This window comes from Pseudomonas sp. RAC1 (genome assembly GCF_030658255.1).
GTDB lineage: Bacteria > Pseudomonadota > Gammaproteobacteria > Pseudomonadales > Pseudomonadaceae > Aquipseudomonas > Aquipseudomonas boreofloridensis.
Genome location: NZ_JAUTXS020000037.1, coordinates 264628 through 285278, shown reverse-complemented (window position 1 = coordinate 285278; position 20651 = coordinate 264628). Strand labels below are relative to the sequence as shown.

Annotated in this window: 18 protein-coding genes and 1 pseudogene; 10 read left to right on the top strand and 9 right to left on the bottom strand. The window is 65.2% G+C overall.

Annotated features, from left to right (window positions below; all coding sequences use genetic code 11):
• Positions 1 to 57 precede the first annotated feature (57 nt).
• Positions 58 to 729, bottom strand: coding sequence for a methionine ABC transporter permease (locus tag Q7C30_RS16965; protein ID WP_039582067.1), 672 nt, complete (start codon positions 727 to 729; stop codon positions 58 to 60).
• Positions 729 to 1736, bottom strand: coding sequence for a methionine ABC transporter ATP-binding protein (locus Q7C30_RS16960; RefSeq protein ID WP_317872192.1), 1008 nt, complete (start codon positions 1734 to 1736; stop codon positions 729 to 731). The genes Q7C30_RS16965 and Q7C30_RS16960 overlap by 1 nt, the downstream gene beginning before the upstream one ends.
• Positions 1737 to 1961: 225 nt before the next feature.
• On the opposite strand from Q7C30_RS16960, the gene katE reads away from it, so the two are divergent.
• The gene (katE, locus tag Q7C30_RS16955; protein WP_317872191.1) at positions 1962 to 4106 is read left to right on the top strand and encodes a catalase HPII; all 2145 of its coding nucleotides are present in this window, start codon (positions 1962 to 1964) and stop codon (positions 4104 to 4106) included.
• Between the two features lie 53 nt (positions 4107 to 4159).
• On the opposite strand, the gene Q7C30_RS16950 is transcribed toward katE, so the two are convergent.
• The 4 genes from Q7C30_RS16950 to zur form a co-directional block, all read right to left on the bottom strand.
• The gene (locus Q7C30_RS16950) at positions 4160 to 4867 is read right to left on the bottom strand and encodes a PA5502 family lipoprotein (protein WP_317872190.1); all 708 of its coding nucleotides are present in this window, start codon (positions 4865 to 4867) and stop codon (positions 4160 to 4162) included.
• A 119-nt stretch (positions 4868 to 4986) separates the two neighbouring features.
• Entirely contained in the window at positions 4987 to 5769 is a 783-nt protein-coding gene (gene znuB, locus Q7C30_RS16945; protein ID WP_317872189.1) for a zinc ABC transporter permease subunit ZnuB, read from the bottom strand.
• A complete protein-coding gene (znuC, locus tag Q7C30_RS16940) occupies positions 5762 to 6535 on the bottom strand; it encodes a zinc ABC transporter ATP-binding protein ZnuC (protein WP_039582057.1) in 774 nt (257 codons plus the stop codon). The genes znuB and znuC overlap by 8 nt, the downstream gene beginning before the upstream one ends.
• Complete coding sequence (gene zur, locus Q7C30_RS16935; protein ID WP_039582055.1) at positions 6532 to 7017, bottom strand: zinc uptake transcriptional repressor Zur; 486 nt, start codon at positions 7015 to 7017, stop codon at positions 6532 to 6534. Before zur ends, znuC begins: the two co-directional genes overlap by 4 nt.
• Positions 7018 to 7083: 66 nt before the next feature.
• Between zur and Q7C30_RS16930 the strand changes: the two genes are divergently transcribed.
• Positions 7084 to 7989 carry a zinc ABC transporter substrate-binding protein gene (locus Q7C30_RS16930; RefSeq protein ID WP_317872188.1) on the top strand — a complete coding sequence of 302 codons (906 nt, stop codon included), beginning with the start codon at positions 7084 to 7086 and terminating at the stop codon, positions 7987 to 7989.
• A 64-nt stretch (positions 7990 to 8053) separates the two neighbouring features.
• On the opposite strand, the gene Q7C30_RS16925 is transcribed toward Q7C30_RS16930, so the two are convergent.
• Both Q7C30_RS16925 and Q7C30_RS16920 read right to left on the bottom strand, forming a co-directional pair.
• Positions 8054 to 9004, bottom strand: a complete 951-nt coding sequence (locus Q7C30_RS16925; RefSeq protein ID WP_317872187.1) for a homoserine kinase — start codon at positions 9002 to 9004, stop codon at positions 8054 to 8056.
• A 73-nt stretch (positions 9005 to 9077) separates the two neighbouring features.
• On the bottom strand, positions 9078 to 9365 hold the full coding sequence (locus tag Q7C30_RS16920) for a DUF2782 domain-containing protein (RefSeq protein WP_029612500.1): 288 nt from the start codon (positions 9363 to 9365) through the stop codon (positions 9078 to 9080).
• 75 nt (positions 9366 to 9440) lie between these two features.
• Here Q7C30_RS16920 and polA point away from each other — a divergent pair, with 75 nt between their 5' ends.
• Positions 9441 to 12188 carry a DNA polymerase I gene (gene polA / locus Q7C30_RS16915; protein WP_039582051.1) on the top strand — a complete coding sequence of 916 codons (2748 nt, stop codon included), beginning with the start codon at positions 9441 to 9443 and terminating at the stop codon, positions 12186 to 12188.
• A 298-nt stretch (positions 12189 to 12486) separates the two neighbouring features.
• Here the strand turns inward: polA and yihA are convergent, their stop codons facing one another.
• Positions 12487 to 13119, bottom strand: a complete 633-nt coding sequence (yihA, locus tag Q7C30_RS16910) for a ribosome biogenesis GTP-binding protein YihA/YsxC (protein ID WP_116889889.1) — start codon at positions 13117 to 13119, stop codon at positions 12487 to 12489.
• A 181-nt stretch (positions 13120 to 13300) separates the two neighbouring features.
• On the opposite strand from yihA, the pseudogene Q7C30_RS16905 reads away from it, so the two are divergent.
• The 7 genes and pseudogenes from Q7C30_RS16905 to Q7C30_RS16875 all read left to right on the top strand — a co-directional run bounded on the left by Q7C30_RS16905 (position 13301) and on the right by Q7C30_RS16875 (position 20633).
• A pseudogene (locus Q7C30_RS16905) lies at positions 13301 to 13598 on the top strand (cytochrome c5 family protein).
• A gap of 31 nt (positions 13599 to 13629) precedes the next feature.
• Positions 13630 to 14247: a c-type cytochrome gene (locus Q7C30_RS16900; RefSeq protein ID WP_317872186.1), complete on the top strand. Its 618-nt coding sequence runs from the start codon at positions 13630 to 13632 to the stop codon at positions 14245 to 14247.
• A gap of 192 nt (positions 14248 to 14439) precedes the next feature.
• The gene (dsbA, locus tag Q7C30_RS16895) at positions 14440 to 15072 is read left to right on the top strand and encodes a thiol:disulfide interchange protein DsbA (protein WP_029612507.1); all 633 of its coding nucleotides are present in this window, start codon (positions 14440 to 14442) and stop codon (positions 15070 to 15072) included.
• 11 nt (positions 15073 to 15083) lie between these two features.
• Positions 15084 to 15938, top strand: a complete 855-nt coding sequence (locus tag Q7C30_RS16890) for an endonuclease/exonuclease/phosphatase family protein (protein WP_029612508.1) — start codon at positions 15084 to 15086, stop codon at positions 15936 to 15938.
• A gap of 78 nt (positions 15939 to 16016) precedes the next feature.
• Positions 16017 to 18071 carry a diguanylate cyclase gene (locus Q7C30_RS16885; protein WP_317872185.1) on the top strand — a complete coding sequence of 685 codons (2055 nt, stop codon included), beginning with the start codon at positions 16017 to 16019 and terminating at the stop codon, positions 18069 to 18071.
• Between the two features lie 87 nt (positions 18072 to 18158).
• Entirely contained in the window at positions 18159 to 18935 is a 777-nt protein-coding gene (locus Q7C30_RS16880; RefSeq protein WP_317872184.1) for an N-acetylmuramoyl-L-alanine amidase, read from the top strand.
• 75 nt (positions 18936 to 19010) lie between these two features.
• A complete protein-coding gene (locus tag Q7C30_RS16875; RefSeq protein WP_317872183.1) occupies positions 19011 to 20633 on the top strand; it encodes an EAL domain-containing protein in 1623 nt (540 codons plus the stop codon).
• Positions 20634 to 20651: the final 18 nt, after the last annotated feature.

Below are 20651 nucleotides of genomic sequence, written 5' to 3'. Positions count from 1 at the left end.
CTTGTGAGGGCCGCGACGGCCCCCGAACGGGTCGGCACGCCGACCCCATTGGGGTTGTTACTTACGGGAAAAATGCACGACCAGCCGGTCGCCGACGCTCTGCAGGATCTGCACCAGCACCAACAGCAGCACCACGGTGACGATCATCACGTCGGTCTGGAAGCGCTGGTAGCCGAAGCGGATGGCCAGGTCGCCCAAGCCGCCGGCGCCGACCACACCGGCCATCGCGGTATAGGACACCAAGGTGATCGCGGTGACCGTAATGGCCGCAAAAATACCTGGACGCGCTTCGGGCAGCAGGGCATTGGTGATGATCTGCCGGGTGGTGGCGCCCATCGACTGAGTGGCCTCGATGATGCCGCGGTCCACTTCGCGTAGCGCAGTTTCCACCAGGCGGGCGAAGAACGGCGTGGCACCGACCACCAAGGGCGGGATGGCGCCAGCCACGCCCAACGAGGTGCCGGTGATCAGTACGGTGACCGGAATCATCACGATCAGCAGGATGATGAAGGGCAGCGAACGCAGGATGTTCACCACCAGCGACAGCAGCGCATACACGCCCTTCTGCTCGAACATCTGCCGCGGGCCGCAGAGGAACAGCAGCACGCCCAGCGGCAGGCCGAGCAGCACGGTGAACAGCAGCGAGCCGAACAGCATGATCAGGGTGTCGCCGGTGGCCAACCAGATCTCGGACCAGTCGACGTTGGCGAAGAAATTCAGGGCGTCCATCAGCGCAGGACCTCCATGTGGACGTCAGCGGCCTGGAAGCGCGCGAACGCAGCGTCGATGTTGCCGCCGGTGACGGCGAGGGTGAGTTGGCCGTAGGGCACGTCCTTGATGCGGTCGATGCGTCCGGCCAGGATGCTGTAGTCCACTCCGGTTTCGCGGGCGACGGTGCCCAGCAGCGGCGCGTAGGTGGCTTCGCCCTGGAATGTCAGGCGCACGATGCGGCCCGGCACGTGGGCGAAATCGTCGCGTTGCTCGTGCTCGTCCACCTGCTCGTCTTCCTGGACGAAGCGCTTGGTGGTGGCGTGCTGCGGATGCAGGAACACGTCGGCCACCGAACCCTGCTCGACGATGACGCCGGCATCCATTACCGCCACGCGGTCGCAGACCCGACGGATCACGTCCATTTCGTGGGTGATCAGCACGATGGTCAGCTTCAGCTCGCGGTTGATCTCGGCCAGCAGTTGCAGTACCGAGGCGGTGGTCTGCGGGTCGAGGGCGCTGGTGGCTTCGTCGCACAGCAGGATCTTCGGGTTGGTCGACAACGCCCGGGCGATGCCGACGCGCTGCTTCTGGCCACCCGACAACTGCGCCGGATACTTCTTCGCGTGGTCCGACAGGCCGACGCGGGCCAGCAACTGGCTGACACGTTGGTCGATCGCCGCACGCGACAGCTCGCCAGCCAGCACCAGCGGCAGGGCGACGTTATCGGCGACGGTGTTGGAGGCCAGCAGGTTGAAGTGCTGGAAGATCATGCCGACCTGCTGGCGGAAACGCCGAAGTTGGTGGGCGTCGAAGGCGGTGACGTCTTCACCGTCGACGATGATCTTGCCCCCGGACGGCGCCTCCAGGCGGTTGATCAGGCGCAGCAGGGTACTCTTGCCGGCACCGGAATGGCCAATAAGGCCGAACACCTGGCCATCTTCGATGCTCAGGCTGGTCGGGTTGAGGGCGGGGATGTCCCTACCGGCGACGCGGTAGGTCTTGTGCACATGTTGGAACTCGATCACGTAGCGAACCTTGTGGGGCGCATGGAATTTAGGGTCAGCGGTGAGCTGGGGTCGCGCATTTTAGCCTTTTCCCCTGGCGGTTCTTAGCATTTATTTCGTCTTCGACCAATCGCCTGGGCATAACGCGACGGTCGGTAAACCCGATGGAACGCATGGTCGACCCCTCCAGTCACTACCTGAACAAGCCCCCGATGGGCAGCCTGAAGACTGATGAGGAGAGCCAAGATGTCGAGCAACAGGACCGACGCGCCCAAGCAGAGCGAGCTGGCTGGCACCCAGACCCCTGACCGCGCCAACACCAACACCAAGCTGCAGAACCTCGAGCAGGCGCGCAGCGATGCCACCGGTCAGGCGCTGCGGACCAACCAGGGCGTACGCATCGCCGACAACCAGAACACGCTCAAGGCAGGTGCGCGCGGGCCTTCGCTGCTTGAAGACTTCATCATGCGCGAGAAGATTACCCACTTCGACCATGAGCGCATCCCTGAGCGCATCGTGCACGCCCGCGGCACCGGCGCCCACGGTTACTTCCAGAGCTACGGCAACCACAGCGCACTGACCAAGGCCGGTTTCCTGCAAGACCCTGAGAAAGTCACCCCGGTGTTCGTGCGCTTCTCCACCGTGCAAGGCCCGCGCGGCTCGGGGGACACGGTGCGCGATGTGCGCGGTTTCGCCGTGAAGTTCTACACCGATGAAGGCAACTTCGACCTGGTCGGCAACAACATGCCGGTGTTCTTCATCCAGGATGCGATCAAGTTTCCCGACTTCGTGCATGCGGTCAAACCCGAGCCGCACAACGAGATTCCAACCGGTGGCTCGGCCCATGACACCTTCTGGGACTTTGTTTCGTTGGTGCCGGAGTCGGCGCACATGGTCATCTGGGCCATGTCCGACCGTGCAATTCCGCGCAGCTTGCGGATGATGGAAGGCTTCGGTGTGCACACTTTCCGCCTGATCAACGCCGAAGGCGTGGCCAGCTTCGTCAAATTCCACTGGAAGCCGCGTCAGGGTGTTCACTCGGTATTGTGGGACGAGGCGCAGAAACTGGCTGGCAAGGACACCGATTACCACCGCCGCGACCTGTCCGAAGCCATCGAGACCGGCGACTACCCCGAGTGGGAGCTGGGCGTGCAGATCGTGCCGGAGGCCGATGAACACAAGTTCGACTTCGACCTGCTCGATCCGACCAAGCTCATCCCCGAAGAACTGGTGCCGGTGACGCCGCTGGGCAAGATGGTGCTCAACCGCAACCCGGACAACTATTTCGCCGAGATCGAGCAAGTGGCGTTCTGCCCAGGGCATATCGTGCCGGGCATCGACTTCACCAATGACCCGCTGCTGCAGGGGCGCCTGTTCTCGTATACCGATACCCAGATCAGCCGCCTGGGCGGGCCGAACTTCCACGAGATCCCGATCAACCGCCCCGTGGCGCCGAACCACAACAATCAGCGCGATGCCATGCACCGCCAGACCATCCATAAAGGGCGCGCGTCCTACGAGCCGAACTCGATCGACGGCGGCTGGCCGAAGGAGACGCCTGCCGGGCCTCAGGATGGCGGTTTCGAGAGCTATCAAGAACGCGTCGACGCGCACAAGATCCGCGAGCGCAGCGAGTCGTTCAGCGATCACTTCTCCCAGGCCCGCCTGTTCTTCAAGAGCATGAGCCCGAACGAACAGCAGCACATCATCAAGGCCTATAGCTTCGAGCTGGGCAAGGTCGAGCGCGAGTACATCCGCGAGCGGCAGGTGAATGAGATTCTGGCCAACATCGATCTCGACCTGGCGGCGGCGGTGGCCGAGAACCTGGGCTTGCCGGCGCCCAAGGCGGGCACCGTCAAGGCGCCTCAGTCCAAGCTCAAGACCTCCCCTGCCCTGAGCCAGATGAACCATCCCGGCACGGTCGGCATCAAGGGCCGCAAGATTGCCCTGCTGATCGCCAACGGCGTGGACGGTGCCAGCGTCGACACGCTGGTCAAGGCGCTCGAGGCGCACAGCGCGCGGCCGATGCTGCTGGGGCCGACTTCGGCGCCGGTGAAAACGGCCGACGGCAAGGCGTTGCCGGTGGATGCGTCGATGGAGGGCATGCCGTCGGTGATGTTCGACGGCATTCTGGTGCCGGACGGCAAGGCCTCGCTCGATGCCCTGGGCGCCAGTGGCGTCGCCAAGCACTTCCTGCTCGAAGGCTACAAGCACTTGAAGGCCATCGGCGTGGCGCCGCAGGGCAAGACGCTGCTCGATGCGCTGGGTCTGAAGACCGACAAGGGGCTGCTGCTGGGCGACGATCAGAAGACCGTGGAGGCCTTCGTCAAGGCGGTCGAGGCTCATCGGGTGTGGGAGCGAGAAGCGGCGGCCGAGGCCATTCCAGCCTGACAGGTAACCCTGCGCTGTAGCGAAAGGGCCGCATTGCGGCCCTTTTCGTTTGTTCAGTTTTGATGCGGGACCAGCACCACTTGGGCCGGCAAGGCGCGCTGGATTTCATGCTTCTGTTTCAGCGGGAAGCTGGCATCGAGCTTGCTGACGCGCTTTTGCAGCAGCGTCTTAAGCCAAGGCGCGTCCTGGGTGCGCGGCACTTGGAAAACCACTTCGCAGCGATAATTCACGACGTCGGCGGCAATGTCGTCCAGTTGCCGGCGCATGGCCGCGATGTCCGTGGTTTTCAACGCAATTACCGTGCTCGGTGCTGCCGGATCGATGACCCGGGCCTGGGGTTTGGACTCGGCGGCCTTGAGTGCTGCCTCGGCCTTGTCCAGCTCGGCCTGGCGGGCCTGGGCCACGGCTTCGCCGCCGGTCAGGGCCGGCGCCTGGGGCATCAAGGCACGCGCTCGGGCCAGCGCGGTGGCAGCGGCGTTGACGTCGCCCTTCTGCAACACGATCTGGCTGCGTTGCAGGTAGGCTTCGGCCAACTGGCGATGATACTGCTCGACGCGGGCGTCGTCCGGCGACTGCGCTTGCAGCGTGGCGAGTTGATCTTCGGCGGTGGCCAGCTCGTTGCTGGCGATGTTCTGTTGCAACTGCTGCCAGGCGTCGGGCTGTTCCGGGGCGGCGGGCGGTTCGACCGGCGCTGAGGAGCAGGCGGCAAGGAACAGCGAAAAGACGGCAACAAGCAGATAACGGGAGGCGAACGGCTTCATTCCTGCGACTCTCTATTTGCGCAAAAAGCGAGCAAGTCTACACCCAGGTGTGCACGCTCGAAAACACGTCTTACTGACCCTTTACCCAGGTAAAGGTTGCACGGTGCGACCTTCAGGTGTCAGCGCTTGGGCAGTGCCAGGCTCAGCAAGAATAGCACCGCCGCGCAGACCACGATCGACGGACCGGCCGGGGTGTCCTTGAACCAGGACATCGCCAGGCCGCCACAGACCGCGGCTACGCCCAGCAGGCTGGCGCCCAACGCCATCTGTTCGGGCGAGCGGGCGTGACGTTGTGCCGCGGCGGCGGGAATGATCAGCAGCGAGGTAATCAGCAGTACACCGACGATTTTCATCGCCACCGCGATCACCACCGCGATCAGCAGCATCAGCGTCAGGCGCAGCCCCGCCACTGGCAAGCCTTCGACCCGCGTCAGTTCCTCGTGCACGGTGACCGCCAGCAGGGGGCGCCAGAGCGCGGCCAGCAAGGCCAGCACCAACACGCTGCCGCCGAGGATCCAGGCCAGGTCGGTGCTGCTGATGGCCAGCAGGTCGCCGAACAGATAGGCCATCAGGTCGATGCGCACATCGTGCATGAAGCTCAAGACCACCAAACCCAGCGACAAGGTGCTGGGGGCGAGAATGCCGAGCAGGGTGTCCGACGCCAGCGGCTGGCGCTGCTGCAGGGTTACCAGCAGGATCGCCAGCAGCAGGCAGCCGATGGTCACCGCCAGGGTCGGGCTGACGTCCAGGGCCAGGCCCAGGGCCACGCCCAGTAACGCCGCATGGGACAGGGTGTCGCCGAAATAGGCCATGCGCCGCCAGACCACGAAGGAGCCCAGCGGGCCGGCGACCAGCGCCAGGGACAATCCGGCAAGCAAGGCGTAGAGAAGAAAATCAGCCATGCTTGCAGTGCTCTCCGTGGACATGGGCGCCGGGGGCGATCACGGCGCCATGCAGGTCGTGGCTGTGATCGTGATGATGGTGATAGACCGCCAGGCTCGGCGCCGTCTGGCCGAACAGCTCGACGAACGCCGGGTCGCCGCTGACCTGCTCTGGGTGGCCCGAGCAGCACACATGGCGATTCAGGCAGACCACCTGGTCGGTGGTGCTCATCACCAGGTGCAAGTCGTGGGAGACCATCAGCACACCGCAGCCGTAGCGGTCGCGCAGGCGGGTGATGAGGTTGTACAGCTCGCCCTGGCCGACCACATCGACGCCCTGCACCGGTTCGTCGAGCACCAGCAGCTCGGGCTCGCGCAGCAGTGCGCGGGCCAGCAGCACGCGCTGCATCTCGCCGCCGGAGACGGTCTGGATCGGGCTGTCGATGACCTGTTCAGCGCCCACCTCGCGCAACGCCGCCAGCGCCCGGGCGCGGTCCACGCCGGGTACCAGGCGCAGGAAGCGCAGCACCGACAGCGGCAGCGTGGCATCGACCTGGATTTTCTGCGGCATGTAGCCGATACGCAGGCGCGGCTTGCGCCACACCGTGCCACGGTGCGGCTTGAGCAGGCCGAGCACGGCGCGCACCAGGGTGGTCTTGCCGGCGCCGTTGGGGCCGATCAGGGTGACGATCTGGCCGGGTGCGACCGCCAGGTCGATGCTGTCGAGCACCGCTTCGCCGGCAAAGCTCACGCCGACCTGCTCCAGGCGGATCAGCGCGTCGCTCATGCGGCGCTCCGACAGTTGGCGCACAGCCCGACCACTTCGACGGTCTGCGTCTCGACGGTGAAATTCACCGCCTTGGCGCTGGCGACGATGGCATCGCTGATGCTGTCCTGCTCCAGCTCGATGGCCACGTGGCAGGCGCGGCAGATCAGGAATTGTCCCTGATGCTTGTGTTCGGGATGGCTGCAGCCAATGAAGGCGTTGAGCGAAGCGATGCGGTGCACCAGGCCATTTTCCAGGAGAAAGTCCAGCGCGCGGTACACCGTCGGCGGCGCGGCGCGGCGGCCGTCCTGCTCGCTGAGCACGGCGAGGATATCGTAGGCACCCAGCGGCTTGTGGCTTTGCCACACCAGTTCGAGCACGCGCCGGCGCAGCGCGGTGAGGCGCAGCCCCTGGCGCGCGCACAGGGTGTCGGCTTCGCTCAAGGCGCTGTGCACGCAACGGGAATGATCGTGGGGACGGTTGGCCAGCGGGGTGATAGACATGGGCGGCGACGATTATCGGCGGAGACGTTATTATGTTACCTGTTTCTGACGAGTCGAGTATTCACCGTGTCCCGATTCCTTGCCCTTTTTGTCGCATTCATCGCTTTTTCCGCCCATGCAGACGTGCGGGTGCTCACCAGTATCAAGCCCCTGCAGCAGATCGCTGCAGCGGTTCAGGATGGCGTTGGCCGCCCTGACGTACTGCTGCCGCCTGGGGCGTCGCCGCACAACTACGCGCTGCGCCCCTCCGATGTGCGCAAGGTCGGCGATGCCGACCTGCTGTACTGGATCGGACCGGACATGGAGAGCTTCCTGCCCCGGGTGTTGAAGAACCGCAGCAAGCCTACGGTGGCGGTGCAGTCGCTGCCGGGCATGAGGCTGCGCCACTTCGGCGAGGACAGCCATTCCCACGAGCAAGACCAAGACGATCACGACCATGACCACCGCCCCGGCTCGCTCGACGCGCACCTGTGGCTGTCGTCGATCAACGCGCGGGTGATCGCGGCGAAGATGGCCAGCGACCTGGCGGCGGCCGACCCGGCCAACGCTGCGCGCTACCAGGCCAACCAGAAAGCCTTCGCCGAGCGGCTGGACGCGCTGGATCAGCGGATCAAGACGCGGGTCGCGGGTATCGCGGGCAAGCCTTACTTCGTGTTCCACGAAGCCTTCGACTATTTCGAGGCCGAGTACGGCCTGCGCCACACGGGCGTGTTCAGCGTCGCCGCCGAGGTGCAGCCGGGGGCGCAGCATGTGGCGGCCATGCGCACGCGTTTGCAGGCGGTGGGGCCGACCTGTGTGTTCAGCGAGCCGCCCATTCGTCCGCGTCTGGCCGAAACCTTGGTGGCGGGGCTGCCGGTGAAGTTGGCCGAGCTCGACGCCTTGGGCGGGACCGACCCGGTGGACGGCACGGGCTATGAGCGCTTGCTGGAGAAGCTCGGAGGGGATTTGGCGGGGTGTTTGGAGAGCCTCTGACGCTCTGATCCCAAAGGGGCGGCCTCATCGCGGCGGGTCATCGCCGCGACGAGGTGCTTGCCTGTCACAAGGCGATGGGCAGCTTCAAGGCCACATGCTGACGCTGGGCCAGGCGGACCTCGAACTCGCGGGGGTCATGGATGGTCACGTCCATGCCGGCGAAATCACGGGCGGCGATCAGCCGCGACAGCCAGAACCGCACGCAGCCCACGCGCAGCATCACCGGCCACAACTCGGCTTCTGCCGCCGTGAAGGGCCGTAGCCCAGCGTAGGCGCCGAGCAGCGCCTGGGCATGCGGCAGGTCGATACCGCCGTCGGCGTCCAGGCACCAGTCGTTCAGGGTAATGGCGATGTCATAGAGCATCGGCCCGGAACAGGCGTTGTAGAAGTCGATCAGGCCGCTCAAGTGAGTGCCTTCGAACATCACGTTGTCGCGGAACAGGTCGGCGTGCAGGTTGGCCCTGGGCAGTGCGAGAATCTGCGCCTTATGCGCTTCGATTTCCTGCAAGGCGCTACGCAGCAACCCGCTCTGCTCGGCGTCCAGGCCCGGCAGCAGCTCGGCGCCGGCGCTGAGCATCCAGTCCAGCCCCCGGTCGGTGCGGCGTTCGATGATGCGCTCGCGGGTGGCCAGGTGAATGTGCGCCAGCAGTTCGCCCACTTGCGCGCAGTGTTGGTTGTTCGGGGCTTTCACATGCTTGCCCGACAGCCGCGGTTGCAGCAGCGCCGGCTTGCCGCACAACTGGCGCAGACCGTGGCCGTCGCGGTCGCGCACGGCGTAGGGCACCGGCATGTCGGCGTCGTGCAGCACATCGAGCAAATCGATGAAGAACGGCAGGTCCTCGGCCGGCCCGCGCTCGATGAGCGTCAGGACGAACTCCCCCTTTTCCAGGCTGACGAAGAAGTTGCTGTTTTCGGTTCCGGCGGCGATGCCCTGGAAGTCCAGCAGGCGGCCCAGCTCATACGGCGCCAGAAAGGTTTCCAGCTCGGGCCGGGACACGGGGGTGAAGACTGACATGTTGAAAAGCTGCCCATGCAGGCACTTCCAACTGGGAAGTGCCGGGTTGATGAGAACGGTACGGGTGACTACCTCACCATTCGAAGATTTTCCAGGACGGAATCAGCATGTCCGGCTGGTCGGATCGAATGAAGTTGCCGTCGGAGCCATCGGCGCGTACCAGGAAATATGGCTTGCCGTGTTTCGGCGTGACCTTGATCGCGTACAGGAAGCCGTTTTGACGGTACTCCTGGATGGTGCGATCGCCTTCCGTGCGAATGGTTACATCGGGATCGGCCGATGGGGCCTCGTCCGCCGCCAGTGCCAGGACCGGGGTGATGGCCAGCAGGCTGAGCAGTAACAGGCGAATGGGTGTGCGCATGATAACCTAAGTCCTTTTGTCGTCACTGATCCGGCTATTCTAGCGCCGGACCCGTCGAAAAGGTTGATTCCTCTCATGAGCCAAGCGCCCCTCGTCCTGGTGGACGGTTCGTCTTACCTCTACCGCGCCTTCCACGCCCTGCCGCCGCTGACCACCTCCAAGGGCATGCCGACCGGCGCGGTCAAGGGCGTGCTGAACATGCTCAAGAGCCTGCGCCGGCAGTACCCCGACGCGTTGTTCGCGGTGGTCTTCGACGCCAAGGGCGGCACCTTCCGTGACGCCATGTTCGCCGAATACAAGGCCAACCGCCCGAGCATGCCCGATGACCTGCGGGTGCAGGTCGAGCCGCTGCACGCCAGCGTGCGGGCGCTTGGATACCCACTGCTGTGCGTCGAGGGCGTCGAGGCTGACGACGTGATCGGCACCCTGGCGCGCAGCAGCGCGGCGGCCGGGCGCCCGGTGATCATCTCCACCGGCGACAAGGACATGGCGCAACTGGTGGACGGCCACATCACGCTGGTCAACACCATGACCGGCAGCGTGCTGGATGTCGCCGGCGTGCACGAAAAATTCGGCGTGGGGCCTGAACACATCATCGACTTCCTCGCCCTGATGGGCGACAAGGTCGACAACATCCCCGGTGTCCCCGGCGTTGGCGAAAAAACCGCCGTGGGCTTGCTGACCGGCATCGGGGGTGGCCTGCGCGAGCTGTACGAGAACCTCGACAAGGTGCCGAGCCTGGCCATTCGCGGCGCCAAGAGCCTGCCGGCCAAGCTCGAAGAGCACCGTGATGCGGCCTTCCTCTCTTACGAACTGGCCACCATCAAGATCGATGTCGAACTGGACATCGCCGTGGACGCGCTGGTCTGCGGCGAGCCTGACCGCGAGGCCTTGCTGGCGCTGTACACGGAAATGGAGTTCAAGAGCTGGATCGCCGACGTGCAGCGCGACGCCGCCCGCGAAGGCGCTTCGATCGAGCCGGTGGAGGCGCCGGCGGCCAAGGTCGAGGCCAGGTACGAAACCGTCCTCGATCAGGCGCGCTTCGACGTCTGGCTCGACAAGCTGCGTCAGGCACCGCTGTTCGCCTTCGACACCGAGACCACCGGGCTGGACGCGCAGCGGGCCGAACTGGTCGGCGTGTCGTTCGCGGTCGAGCCCCACGAGGCCGCCTATGTGCCGCTGGCCCACGACTACGAGGGCGCGCCGCAGCAGTTGGACCGTGATGCGGTGCTGCTGGCGCTCAAGCCGCTGCTGGAAGACCCGGCCAAGGCCAAGGTCGGGCAGAACGCCAAGTACGACATCAACATCCTGGCCAATTGCAGCCAGCCGATCGAGGTGCGTGGTGTGGCCTACGACACCATGCTCGAGTCCTACGTGCTGGACTCCACCGCCACTCGCCATGACATGGACAGCCTGGCCCAGAAGTACCTCGACCACCGCACCATCGCGTTCGAGGACATCGCCGGACGTGGCGCCAAGCAGTTGACCTTCAACCAGATCCACCTGGACAAGGCCGGCCCCTACGCGGCCGAGGACGCTGACATCACCTTGCGTCTGCACCTTGCGCTGCAAGCCCGCCTGGCGCGTACGCCGAGCCTGCAGCCGGTACTCATGGACATCGAGATGCCGCTGGTGCCGGTGCTGGCCAAGATCGAGCGCCAAGGCGCGCTGGTCGACGCCGCCTTGCTCAAGGTGCAAAGCGGCGAACTGGGGGTGAAGATGGCCGAGCTCGAGCGCCAGGCCTACGAGTTGGCGGGCGAGCCGTTCAACCTCGGCTCGCCCAAGCAATTGGGGGTGATTCTGTACGACAAGCTGGGCATGCCGGTGCTGAGCAAGACCGCCAAGGGTCAGGCTTCCACCGCCGAGGCGGTGCTCGCCGACCTGGCCGCCGAAGGTTACCCATTGCCGACCGTGCTGATGGAGTACCGCTCCCTGAGCAAGCTCAAGAGCACCTACACCGACAAGCTGCCCGAACAGATCAACCCGCGCACTGGGCGCATCCATACCTCGTACCAGCAGGCCGTGGCCGCCACCGGGCGACTGTCCTCCAGCGACCCGAACCTGCAGAACATCCCGGTGCGCACCCTCGAGGGCCGGCGCATCCGCCAGGCCTTCGTCGCCAGTCCGGGCTACAAGCTGCTGGCGGCGGACTACTCGCAGATCGAGCTGCGTATCATGGCCCACCTGGCCAAGGACGAAGGTCTGCTGCACGCCTTCCGCAATGACCTGGACGTGCACCGGGCCACCGCCGCCGAAGTGTTCGGCGTGGCACTGGAAGCGGTCACCCACGATCAACGGCGCAGCGCCAAGGCCATCAACTTCGGGCTGATCTACGGCATGAGCGCGTTCGGTCTGGCCAAGCAGATCGGCGTGGATCGCAAGCAGGCGCAGGATTACATCGACCGCTATTTCGCCCAGTACCCCGGCGTGCTGGCCTACATGGAGCGCACCCGCGCCCAGGCGGCCGAGCAGGGGTTCGTCGAGACCTTCTTCGGCCGCCGTCTGTACCTGCCGGACATCAACGCCAAGAACCCGGCCCTGCGCCGTGGTGCCGAGCGCACGGCGATCAACGCGCCGATGCAAGGGACCGCCGCCGACATCATCAAGCGGGCCATGGTCAACGTCGATCATTGGCTGGCCGACAGCGGCCTGGATGCGCGGGTGATCCTGCAGGTGCACGACGAACTGGTGCTGGAGGTGCGCGAGGACCTGGTGGAGCAGGTGCGCAACGAGATTCGTCCGCACATGAGCAACGCGGCTCAACTGGACGTGCCGTTGCTGGTCGAGGTCGGTGTCGGCGCCAACTGGGACGAAGCCCACTGAGGCGAGCGCTGGAGGCCTGCGGCGTGAGCGCGCAGGCCGCTACAGTGCGAAAGATGAAACCTGTGCAATTAGTTTTCCGGGCTCAGGAACTAAACCCGTGAAGTGCAACTCAGAGTACCTGAATGGCTGGTGAAGCCGTTCGATGCTCCTATGTTGTGTTAAGTGTTGGCAGATATCTGGATCCCGCCCTAGCGGTCCGGACTTGAACCCCGAACTTCCCCCTCCCCATATGAAGTCCGGGGTTTTTTTTGCCCGCAATTTGCCATTCGGCGTCGATCACTGCGGGCGAACAGGCGCCTCACGCCGCCGGCTTGTCTTCCAGCGCCATCCAGTCCGCCAGCACCCGGTATGCCTCCTCCAGGCCCTGGCGCTTGGGCGCCGAAAACAGCTGGATGGAGGCCGCATCGCCCCAGCCCTTGCGAATCTCCGCCTGGACCTTGAGCAAGGTGTTCTTGGCCGCACCGTGGGTGAGCTTGTCGGCTTTGGTCAGCAGGATGTGCATGGGCATGCCGCTGGCCTTGGCCCAGTCGAGCATCATCTTGTCGAAGTCGGTCATCGGGTGGCGCACATCCATCAACAGGATCACCCCACGCAGGCACTCGCGCCCGCCCAGATAGGCCTCCAGGTGCCGCTGCCAGTGCTGCTTGAGCGGAATCGGCACCTTGGCGTAGCCATAGCCCGGCAGGTCGACCAGGCGGCGCTCGTCGTCGAGGCTGAAGAAGTTGAGCAGTTGGGTGCGCCCTGGCGTCTTGGAGGTGCGCGCCAGGCTGGCGTGGGTCAGGGTGTTGAGGGCGCTGGACTTGCCGGCGTTGGAGCGCCCGGCGAACGCCACCTCGTAGCCCAGGTCTTGCGGGCATTGTTCGACCTTGGCGGCGCTAAGGGCGAATTTGGCCTTCTGGCAGAGGCCGAGGATGGGGTTTTTGAGTTGCATGGGTTATCCGAAGTGCGTGTTGCCTGATCCAGGCCACATTTCCGTTTACGGGGAGCACGTATATAATGCCCCAGTTTTTGTGTGCTCATTCTCCCAACGTAGGAGAGCGGGCATGGGGTGCCGAACACCAGCTTGCGCATCAGAACGCAGCGCGGCCCCCAACCCTGTCAGGTCGTTGCGCATGGCGAAACGGCTGCTGGCGAGCGGTAGGTTCCACCGTTTTCAGCGCACAGGCTACACAGGATCCCGAGGCGTGACCAACCGCAGCGATGCGCAGGGTCACGCGGCATCGCCGTCATCGGCCCTCTGCAGGGCAGACAGCGTCGAGGGAGCCTGGGCTGGCGCAGGTTGTGAGCGGGCCGTTGACGCACGTTGCTCAGGGTTTCAAGGCTATGCCGTCGCGTGGATTGTGCATGGACTGCAGTACCGAGGACTACCGGTCGGTCATCCTTTGGATGAGCGGCAGTCCCGATACATAACATTTCACCCTTAGCCGTGTTGGATGAGCTGATGAACAAACTAGTCGTGAGTCTGCTGTTGACCATGGGCGTCGCAGCGGCGGCCGTTGCCGCCGAGCCCATCAAGGGCGATGCCGCCGCCGGCCAGGCCAAGACTGCGGTCTGCGGTGCCTGCCACAACCCCGACGGCAACAGCCTGGCGCCGAACTTCCCGAAACTGGCCGGCCAGGGCCAGCGCTATCTCGAAAAGCAATTGCACGATATCCAGTCCGGTAAACGCCAGGTGCTGGAGATGACCGGCATGCTCGCCGGCCTGAACGATCAGGACCTGGCCGACATCGCCGCCTATTTCGCCAGCCAGAAAGGCAGCGTCGGCGTCGCCGATCCGAAGCTGGTCGAGCGCGGCCGCGCGCTGTTCAATGGCGGCGACCTGGACAAGGGCATGCCAGCCTGCACCGGTTGCCACTCGCCCAATGGCGAAGGCATCGCCCTGGCTGGCTTCCCGCACCTGAGTGGCCAGCATGCCCAGTACGTGTCCAAGCAGCTCACCGACTTCCGCGAAGGCAACCGCAGCAACGACGGTGATGCCATGACCATGCGCACCATCGCCGGCAAGCTGAGCAACAAGGACATCGAGGCGCTGGCCAGCTACATTCAAGGGCTGCACTGAGGCACGGCGTTAACGCTCGGTTAATGCGGTGTCGTGGAATATCGGTCGGCGCGGACATCCGACCGATGGCCAGGCTGAGTGCTGGCTGCCTTTTTTGCGCGCTCAGCCGTTACACTACAGAACTCGAGCCCGTTGTGGCCTGTCTGAGCACAGGTCGCGTCGAGGCGACCACAGATCGCCCAGGAGTAAAGCATGCGTAAACTGATTCTCAGCACTGCGCTGGTCGCCGCAAGCGTCTTCGGTATGACCGCCGTCCAGGCCGCCGAGCCGGTGGCAGGCAAGGAATATATCGAGCTGAGCCAACCGGTGCCGGTGTCCGAGCCTGGCAAGATCGAAGTCGTCGAGCTGTTCTGGTACGGCTGCCCGCACTGCTACCACTTCGAGCCGACCCTCAATCCCTGGGTCGAGAAGCTGCCCAAGGACGTCCACTTCAAGCGCGTTCCGGCCATGTTCGGCGGCCCTTGGGACGCCCACGGCCAGATGTTCCTGACCCTCGAAGCCATGGGCGTCGAGCAGAAGGTTCACGCTGCCGTCTTCGACGCCATCCAGAACCAGCGCAAGCGCCTGACCGATCCGAAGGACATGGCCGATTTCCTCGCCACCCAGGGCGTGGACAAGGACAAGTTCCTCGCCACCTTCAACTCCTTCGCCATCAAGGGCCAGGTCAACCAGGCCAAGGAACTGGCGAAGAAGTACGAAATCACCGGCGTACCGAGCATGGTCGTCGATGGCAAGTACCGCTTCGACCTGGGCACCGCCGGCGGGCCGGAAGGCGTGCTGAACGTTGCTGACCAGCTGATCGCCAAGGAGCGCGCCGCCAAGTAGGCGGCGTCACCATGGCCCGTTTGCGTCAAACGCGAAGCGTCGGCCTGCACCAGCCGCGGGTCAACGAGCATCACCTGCAGGCCCCCGGCCTGCCGGAAGATGGTCGCCTGCGGCTGCTGAGCTTCAACATCCAGGTCGGCATCAGCACCGAGCGCTATCGTCATTACCTGACCCGCAGTTGGCAGCACCTGCTGCCGCACAACGGTCGGGCCGGCAACCTGCAGAAAATCGGCGAGCTGCTCGGCGATTTCGACCTGGTGGCCCTGCAGGAAGCGGACGGTGGCAGCCTGCGCTCGGGCTACATCAACCAGGTCGAGCACCTGGCCCAGCTCGGGGCATTCCCCTATTGGTATCAGCAGCTCAACCGCAACCTCGGGCGTTTCGCCCAGCACAGCAACGGCGTACTCAGTCGCCTGCGCCCCCAGCATCTGGAAGACCATCCCCTGCCCGGCCCAGCCGGTCGTGGCGCCATTCTGGTGCGCTTCGGCGAGGGTGAGGACGCGCTGATCGTGGTGATGATGCACCTGGCGCTGGGTGCCAAGACCCGTGCGTTGCAACTGGCCTACATCCGCGAGCTGATCGGCGGCTATCGCCACCAGATTCTCATGGGCGACATGAACACCCATGCCAACGACCTGCTCGAGCGCTCGCCACTGCGCGACCTCGGCCTGATCGCGCCGCAGGTCGAAGCCACCTTCCCCAGCTGGCGCCCGCAACGCTGCCTGGACCACATCCTGCTCAGTCCGAGCCTGACCCTGGAACGGGTCGAGGTGCTGTCCCAGCCCATCTCCGATCACCTGCCCGTGGCCGTGGAGATCCGTTTGCCCGCTGCCCTGACGCCCGATACCCTGCCGGCGGTGCGCTGAAGCGCTCAAGACTTGGCGCTTCTCGCCGACATCCAGTAGTTACCCTTCCCCGATGCCATCACCGTTGCGGACCCAGGCATGACCGACGAAGCCGAGCGCTGGAAAGAAAAGTACCTCAAGAGCCTCGAGCAGCAGGAGAAGCTGGAGCGGCGCTGGGAAGCCCGCCTCGACCTGCTGCGCCGTGGCCTGGTACGCAGCACCCTGGCTGCCGAGGGCAGCGACAAGGTGGTCGACCAGTGCATGAAGGAAATGCGCGAGGTGATCCGCGGCGACAGCATGGACGCCGGGCTGGCCGGCCTGATCCCGCGCCTGGAAACGGCGGTACTGGAGTCCGAACAGCGGCGCGAAACCCGCATGAACCAGGTCAGCGATGCGCTGACCTCGCTGGTCACCCAGTTGCAGGGCTTGGAACTCCCCGGCGATGTGTCCCGGCCGCTGAAAAAACTGGCCAAGAAGCTCGATGGCGGCGTCAGCCAGTCGCGTGAATTGCCGCCGCTGCTCGGTGAACTCAGCGGCTTGCAGGCCCAGGCGCTGTCGTCACTGCGCAAGGCCGGCGAGGACAGCCGCCCCGGCCTGTTCCAACGCCTGTTCGGTGGCCGGGACGAGAGCGCTGCAGCCGAGCCCGTAGAGCCGCAGGCGCAAACGCTGCGACCGCCTGCCGAAGCGGTGACCGCGTCCCGCTCGGACCCTGAGCCCGAGCCCGCCAGCCAGCCCGTCGCCGAACCCATCCTTGAGCCTGAGGCGCCCGTCCCGCCGCAGCCGATGCCGCCTGTTGTCGAGGCCAAGCCCGCCCGTGCCGAGCCTGAGCCCTTGGCCGAGGCGCGTGTTGAATCGCCTGCGCAAGCGCCTGCCGTGCTCCACCCCGATCAGCCTTTGCCGCCGTCGGTCGCAGCGGCTGAGCCTGTTGTCAGTGCCGAGCCTCAGGGCGAACCCGAATCCGTCGAGGTCGCTGCGCCCTGCGCGTCTGTTGAGACACTGGCGACCCCTGAGGCGCCGATTGAGGAGGATGCGTCCGCCACCACCCCGCTGGCCGAAGGTGCGCTCGATGAAGACGGCACCTACGCCCTGCCCGATGCCGTGGAGCCGCCCTACAGCCAGGTTGCCGAGCATATCGAGCACACCCTGCTCGGCCTGCTCGACGACCTCAGCCTGCCGGAGCGGCACCAGGCCCAAGCCCTGGAGATGCGCGAGCGGGTTGCCCGCGGGCTGAACTGGTACGAGCTGATTCCCGTGCTGGACGATCTGGCGGTGCTGATGCTGGCGATCAACGACAGCGGCCAGCACGAGTTCGAGCGCTATCTGCAACAGATCAACGAGCGCCTGGAAAGCTTCCAGAGCCATTTGCAGGAGGCTAGCGCAGGGCACGCCGACAACAGCAGCGCCGCGCGCCAACTGGACGACCAACTGCGCGAGCAGGTCGACGGCCTGCAAAGCAGCGTGCAGGGTGCAGTCGACATGGACAGCCTCAAACAGTTGCTGGACAGCCGCCTGGAGGGCCTGCTGGTCACCCTCGATCAGCACCAGCACGAACGCGACCGCCGCGAGCAGGCCCTGGCCGTGCGGTTGCAGGGCTTGGCCGAGCGCGTCAGCAGCATGGAGCAGGAGGCGCTCGGCTATCGCGAGCACCTCGAAGAGCAGCGGCAGAAGGCCCTGCTCGATCCGCTCACCGGATTGCCCAACCGCGCCGCCTGGGCCGAGCAGGTCGAGCGCGAAGTCGGCCACTGGCAGGCCGAGGGTGGACACCTGGCCATGGCCATCCTCGATCTCGACCACTTCAAGCGCATCAACGATGGCTACGGCCACTTGGCAGGCGACAAGGTACTGAAGATCGTCGCCGATCAACTGCGCAAACGCCTGCGCGGGCGTGACTTCATCGCCCGCTTCGGCGGCGAGGAGTTCGTTCTGCTGCTGCCGCAGAGCGCACCGGCGGCAGCGTTGCAGGTGGTCGAGGGCTTGCGTGCGGCGGTCGCGGCCTGCCCGTTCCATTTCAAGGGCGAGCGCGTTGTGGTCACCACTTCCATCGGCCTTACTGCGCTGCGCTCGGGCGAACGCGGCGAGCAGGCACTCAAGCGTGCGGACGAGGCGCTGTACCGGGCCAAGAGCCAGGGCCGTAATCGGATCGAGCGGGGCTGACCGTCAGATCGAAGGTTTTCCTGACTGGGTAATCGCCAGCAGCTCGTTATACTGTATCGCTGACTGCCCTCATGACGTGCCCCGCCAATGAAAACCCTGATCACCACCCTGTTCCTCGTGCTCCTCACCGGCTGCTCCAGTGGCCTGCGCATCGACCGCAGCCACCCCTCGGCCAACCAGGACAGCCGCATCCAGTTCGTCGTCCTGCATTACACCAATGCTTCGCTGGAGCGCTCTCTGGCGCTGCTCACCCACGGTGAGGTCAGCAGTCATTACCTGGTTGGCGATGGCAATGCCACGGTCTATCAGTTGGTGGATGAAAACCGCCGCGCCTGGCATGCCGGCGAAAGCCAGTGGCAGAGCCGCACTTGGCTCAACTCCAGCTCCATCGGCATCGAGATCGTCAACCCTGGCTACACCGACACGCCGACCGGGCGTGTCTGGCATCCGTACAGCGAAGCGCAGATCCAGGCCGTGATCGCCCTGGTCAAGGACATCGTTCAGCGCAATGGCATCGCACCGCGCAACATCATCGGTCACAGCGACATCGCGCCGCTGCGCAAGCTCGATCCAGGGCCGATGTTCCCTTGGAAGCGCCTGGCCGATGCCGGGCTGGGCATCTGGCCGAATGCCAATGCGGTGGCACGTCAGCAGGTGTATTTCGAAGCCAACCCGCCCAGTGCGCTGTGGTATCAGCAGCAGTTGGCACGGTTTGGCTACGCCATCGAGCAGACCGGCGAGCTGGATGTCGCCACCCGCCACGTGATCGCCGCCTTCCAGATGCGTTTCCGCCCTCAGTTGTTCGACGGCACGCCCGATGCGCAGACAGCCGCGATGCTGCAGGTGCTCAATACCCAGCGTTGAGCCGGCAGGCTAAATCGTCACGAGCCAATTCATCATCCAGTTGCTATACCTTGGTTATTCAACTGGATGCCGCGCATGCCCTTGTTCATCGCCACCGTGCGTCAAATTATCAGCAGTCCCTGGTTGCAGGCAGTACTGGTGGCGCTGGCCAGCGCCAGCGTGCTGCTGGCGGCCAGCGTCGGCGTGTCGGTGCAACAAGCCAGGCAGCATGAAAGCGCGCAGATGAACGCGCGCGGCGAGCGCTTCCTGGAGCGCCTGGAGCAAATCTTCGGGCAGTTGCGCGAGGGCGTCGATCATTTGCAGGCGGTTGCCAGCCGCCAATGCGACGCGCCCATGCGCCAGGCCCTGCGTGAGGTGGGGTTGAACTATCGCTTCGTCTACGAGGCGGTCTATCTCGACGGAGCCGTCGCGTGTTCCAGCCGAGGTGGCGACCAGGTCATCCGGCCTGATCGCGCCCCCGATATCCATGGTCCCACCTACAGCTATTGGCTCAATACCTCAGCCGAACCCAACGACAACCTCGCTGCGCTGGTACTGGGGCGAGGTTCGTTTCTGGTCTCGACCTCGCGCGGACACCTGGCTGACGCAGTGGACCTGCCGCAGGGCGGCAGCCTGCTGGTGGTGCTCGATGGCGGCCGGCGCGCCATCCCGGTCCTGGGCCCGCCGCAGCCCTGGCCTCCGACGCCCGACTGGCCACCGCCCTCGCCCAAGGCCCTGCTCGAACTGAGCGATCGCCTGATTTACCGCATGCCCACCCAGTTTCCCGACTATCAACTCGTGCTCATCGTGCCCCGGCAGAGCCTGCCCCTGCCGGGCGACACGTTGCTGTGGCTGATGATCGGCGCCAGCCTGCTGTTGGCCAGCCTGCTGGGATGGCTGACGCTGCGCCTGATTCGTCGCCGCCGCTCATTGGGCGCGAAGCTGCGCAAGGCCTTGCGGCGCGGTGAGCTACAAGTGCTGTACCAGCCGATCTTCGAGCTCGACAGCCGCCGCTGTGTGGGCGCCGAAGCGCTGGTGCGCTGGCGGCGTGCGGACGGCAGCCTGACCAGCCCGGAGCTGTTCATTCCGCTGGCTGAGGACACCGGGCAGATCCAGCAGATCACCGACTTCGTGCTGCAGCGTGTGCTGGAGCAACTGAGCCCGCTGTTGCGGGCTCATCGTCATTTGTACATTTCGATCAACCTCGCCGCCTGCGACGTCATGCTGCCGCGCATCGGTCATGTCGCCGCGCGGCTACTGGCCCAGCACCGTGTGCCCGCGCAGCAACTTGCGTTCGAAGTCACTGAGCGCAGCCTGGTCGATGTGGTCGCTGCGCGCGATACCTTGCAGGCCCTGCGCGCAGCGGGTCACCAGATCCTGATCGACGACTTCGGCACCGGCTATTGCAGCCTGTCGTACTTGCAGACCCTGCCGGTGGATGGCCTGAAGATCGACAAGGCTTTCATCGAGGGGCTCGGCCAGGACACGACTAACAGTGCCATCGCCCCGCACATCATCCGCATGGCCCATGACCTGCACTTGCGGGTGATCGCCGAAGGGATCGAGTCGGAAGCGCAGGCGGCGTTGCTGGCCCTGGAGGGGGTCAAGCATGGACAAGGATGGTTGTTCGCCCATCCGCTGAGCGCCCGGGAGCTGATCGACTCGATCGGCCTCGGGCGTCCGGTGCAGCCGCGCTGGCGCAGCAAGGCCAAGCCCTGAACGGCCAGCCTACGCTCG

Bases quoted from the DNA above. Each gene is read 5' to 3' on its own strand.
- Q7C30_RS16965 (WP_039582067.1), bottom strand. From the start codon at position 729: ATGGACGCCCTGAATTTCTTCGCCAACGTCGACTGGTCCGAGATCTGG.
- katE (WP_317872191.1), top strand. From the start codon at position 1,962: ATGTCGAGCAACAGGACCGACGCGCCCAAGCAGAGCGAGCTGGCTGGC.
- Q7C30_RS16950 (WP_317872190.1), bottom strand. From the start codon at position 4,867: ATGAAGCCGTTCGCCTCCCGTTATCTGCTTGTTGCCGTCTTTTCGCTG.
- znuB (WP_317872189.1), bottom strand. From the start codon at position 5,769: ATGGCTGATTTTCTTCTCTACGCCTTGCTTGCCGGATTGTCCCTGGCG.
- znuC (WP_039582057.1), bottom strand. From the start codon at position 6,535: ATGAGCGACGCGCTGATCCGCCTGGAGCAGGTCGGCGTGAGCTTTGCC.
- zur (WP_039582055.1), bottom strand. From the start codon at position 7,017: ATGTCTATCACCCCGCTGGCCAACCGTCCCCACGATCATTCCCGTTGC.
- Q7C30_RS16925 (WP_317872187.1), bottom strand. From the start codon at position 9,004: ATGTCAGTCTTCACCCCCGTGTCCCGGCCCGAGCTGGAAACCTTTCTG.
- Q7C30_RS16920 (WP_029612500.1), bottom strand. From the start codon at position 9,365: ATGCGCACACCCATTCGCCTGTTACTGCTCAGCCTGCTGGCCATCACC.
- polA (WP_039582051.1), top strand. From the start codon at position 9,441: ATGAGCCAAGCGCCCCTCGTCCTGGTGGACGGTTCGTCTTACCTCTAC.
- yihA (WP_116889889.1), bottom strand. From the start codon at position 13,119: ATGCAACTCAAAAACCCCATCCTCGGCCTCTGCCAGAAGGCCAAATTC.
- Q7C30_RS16900 (WP_317872186.1), top strand. From the start codon at position 13,630: ATGAACAAACTAGTCGTGAGTCTGCTGTTGACCATGGGCGTCGCAGCG.
- dsbA (WP_029612507.1), top strand. From the start codon at position 14,440: ATGCGTAAACTGATTCTCAGCACTGCGCTGGTCGCCGCAAGCGTCTTC.
- Q7C30_RS16890 (WP_029612508.1), top strand. From the start codon at position 15,084: ATGGCCCGTTTGCGTCAAACGCGAAGCGTCGGCCTGCACCAGCCGCGG.
- Q7C30_RS16885 (WP_317872185.1), top strand. From the start codon at position 16,017: ATGACCGACGAAGCCGAGCGCTGGAAAGAAAAGTACCTCAAGAGCCTC.
- Q7C30_RS16880 (WP_317872184.1), top strand. From the start codon at position 18,159: ATGAAAACCCTGATCACCACCCTGTTCCTCGTGCTCCTCACCGGCTGC.
- Q7C30_RS16875 (WP_317872183.1), top strand. From the start codon at position 19,011: ATGCCCTTGTTCATCGCCACCGTGCGTCAAATTATCAGCAGTCCCTGG.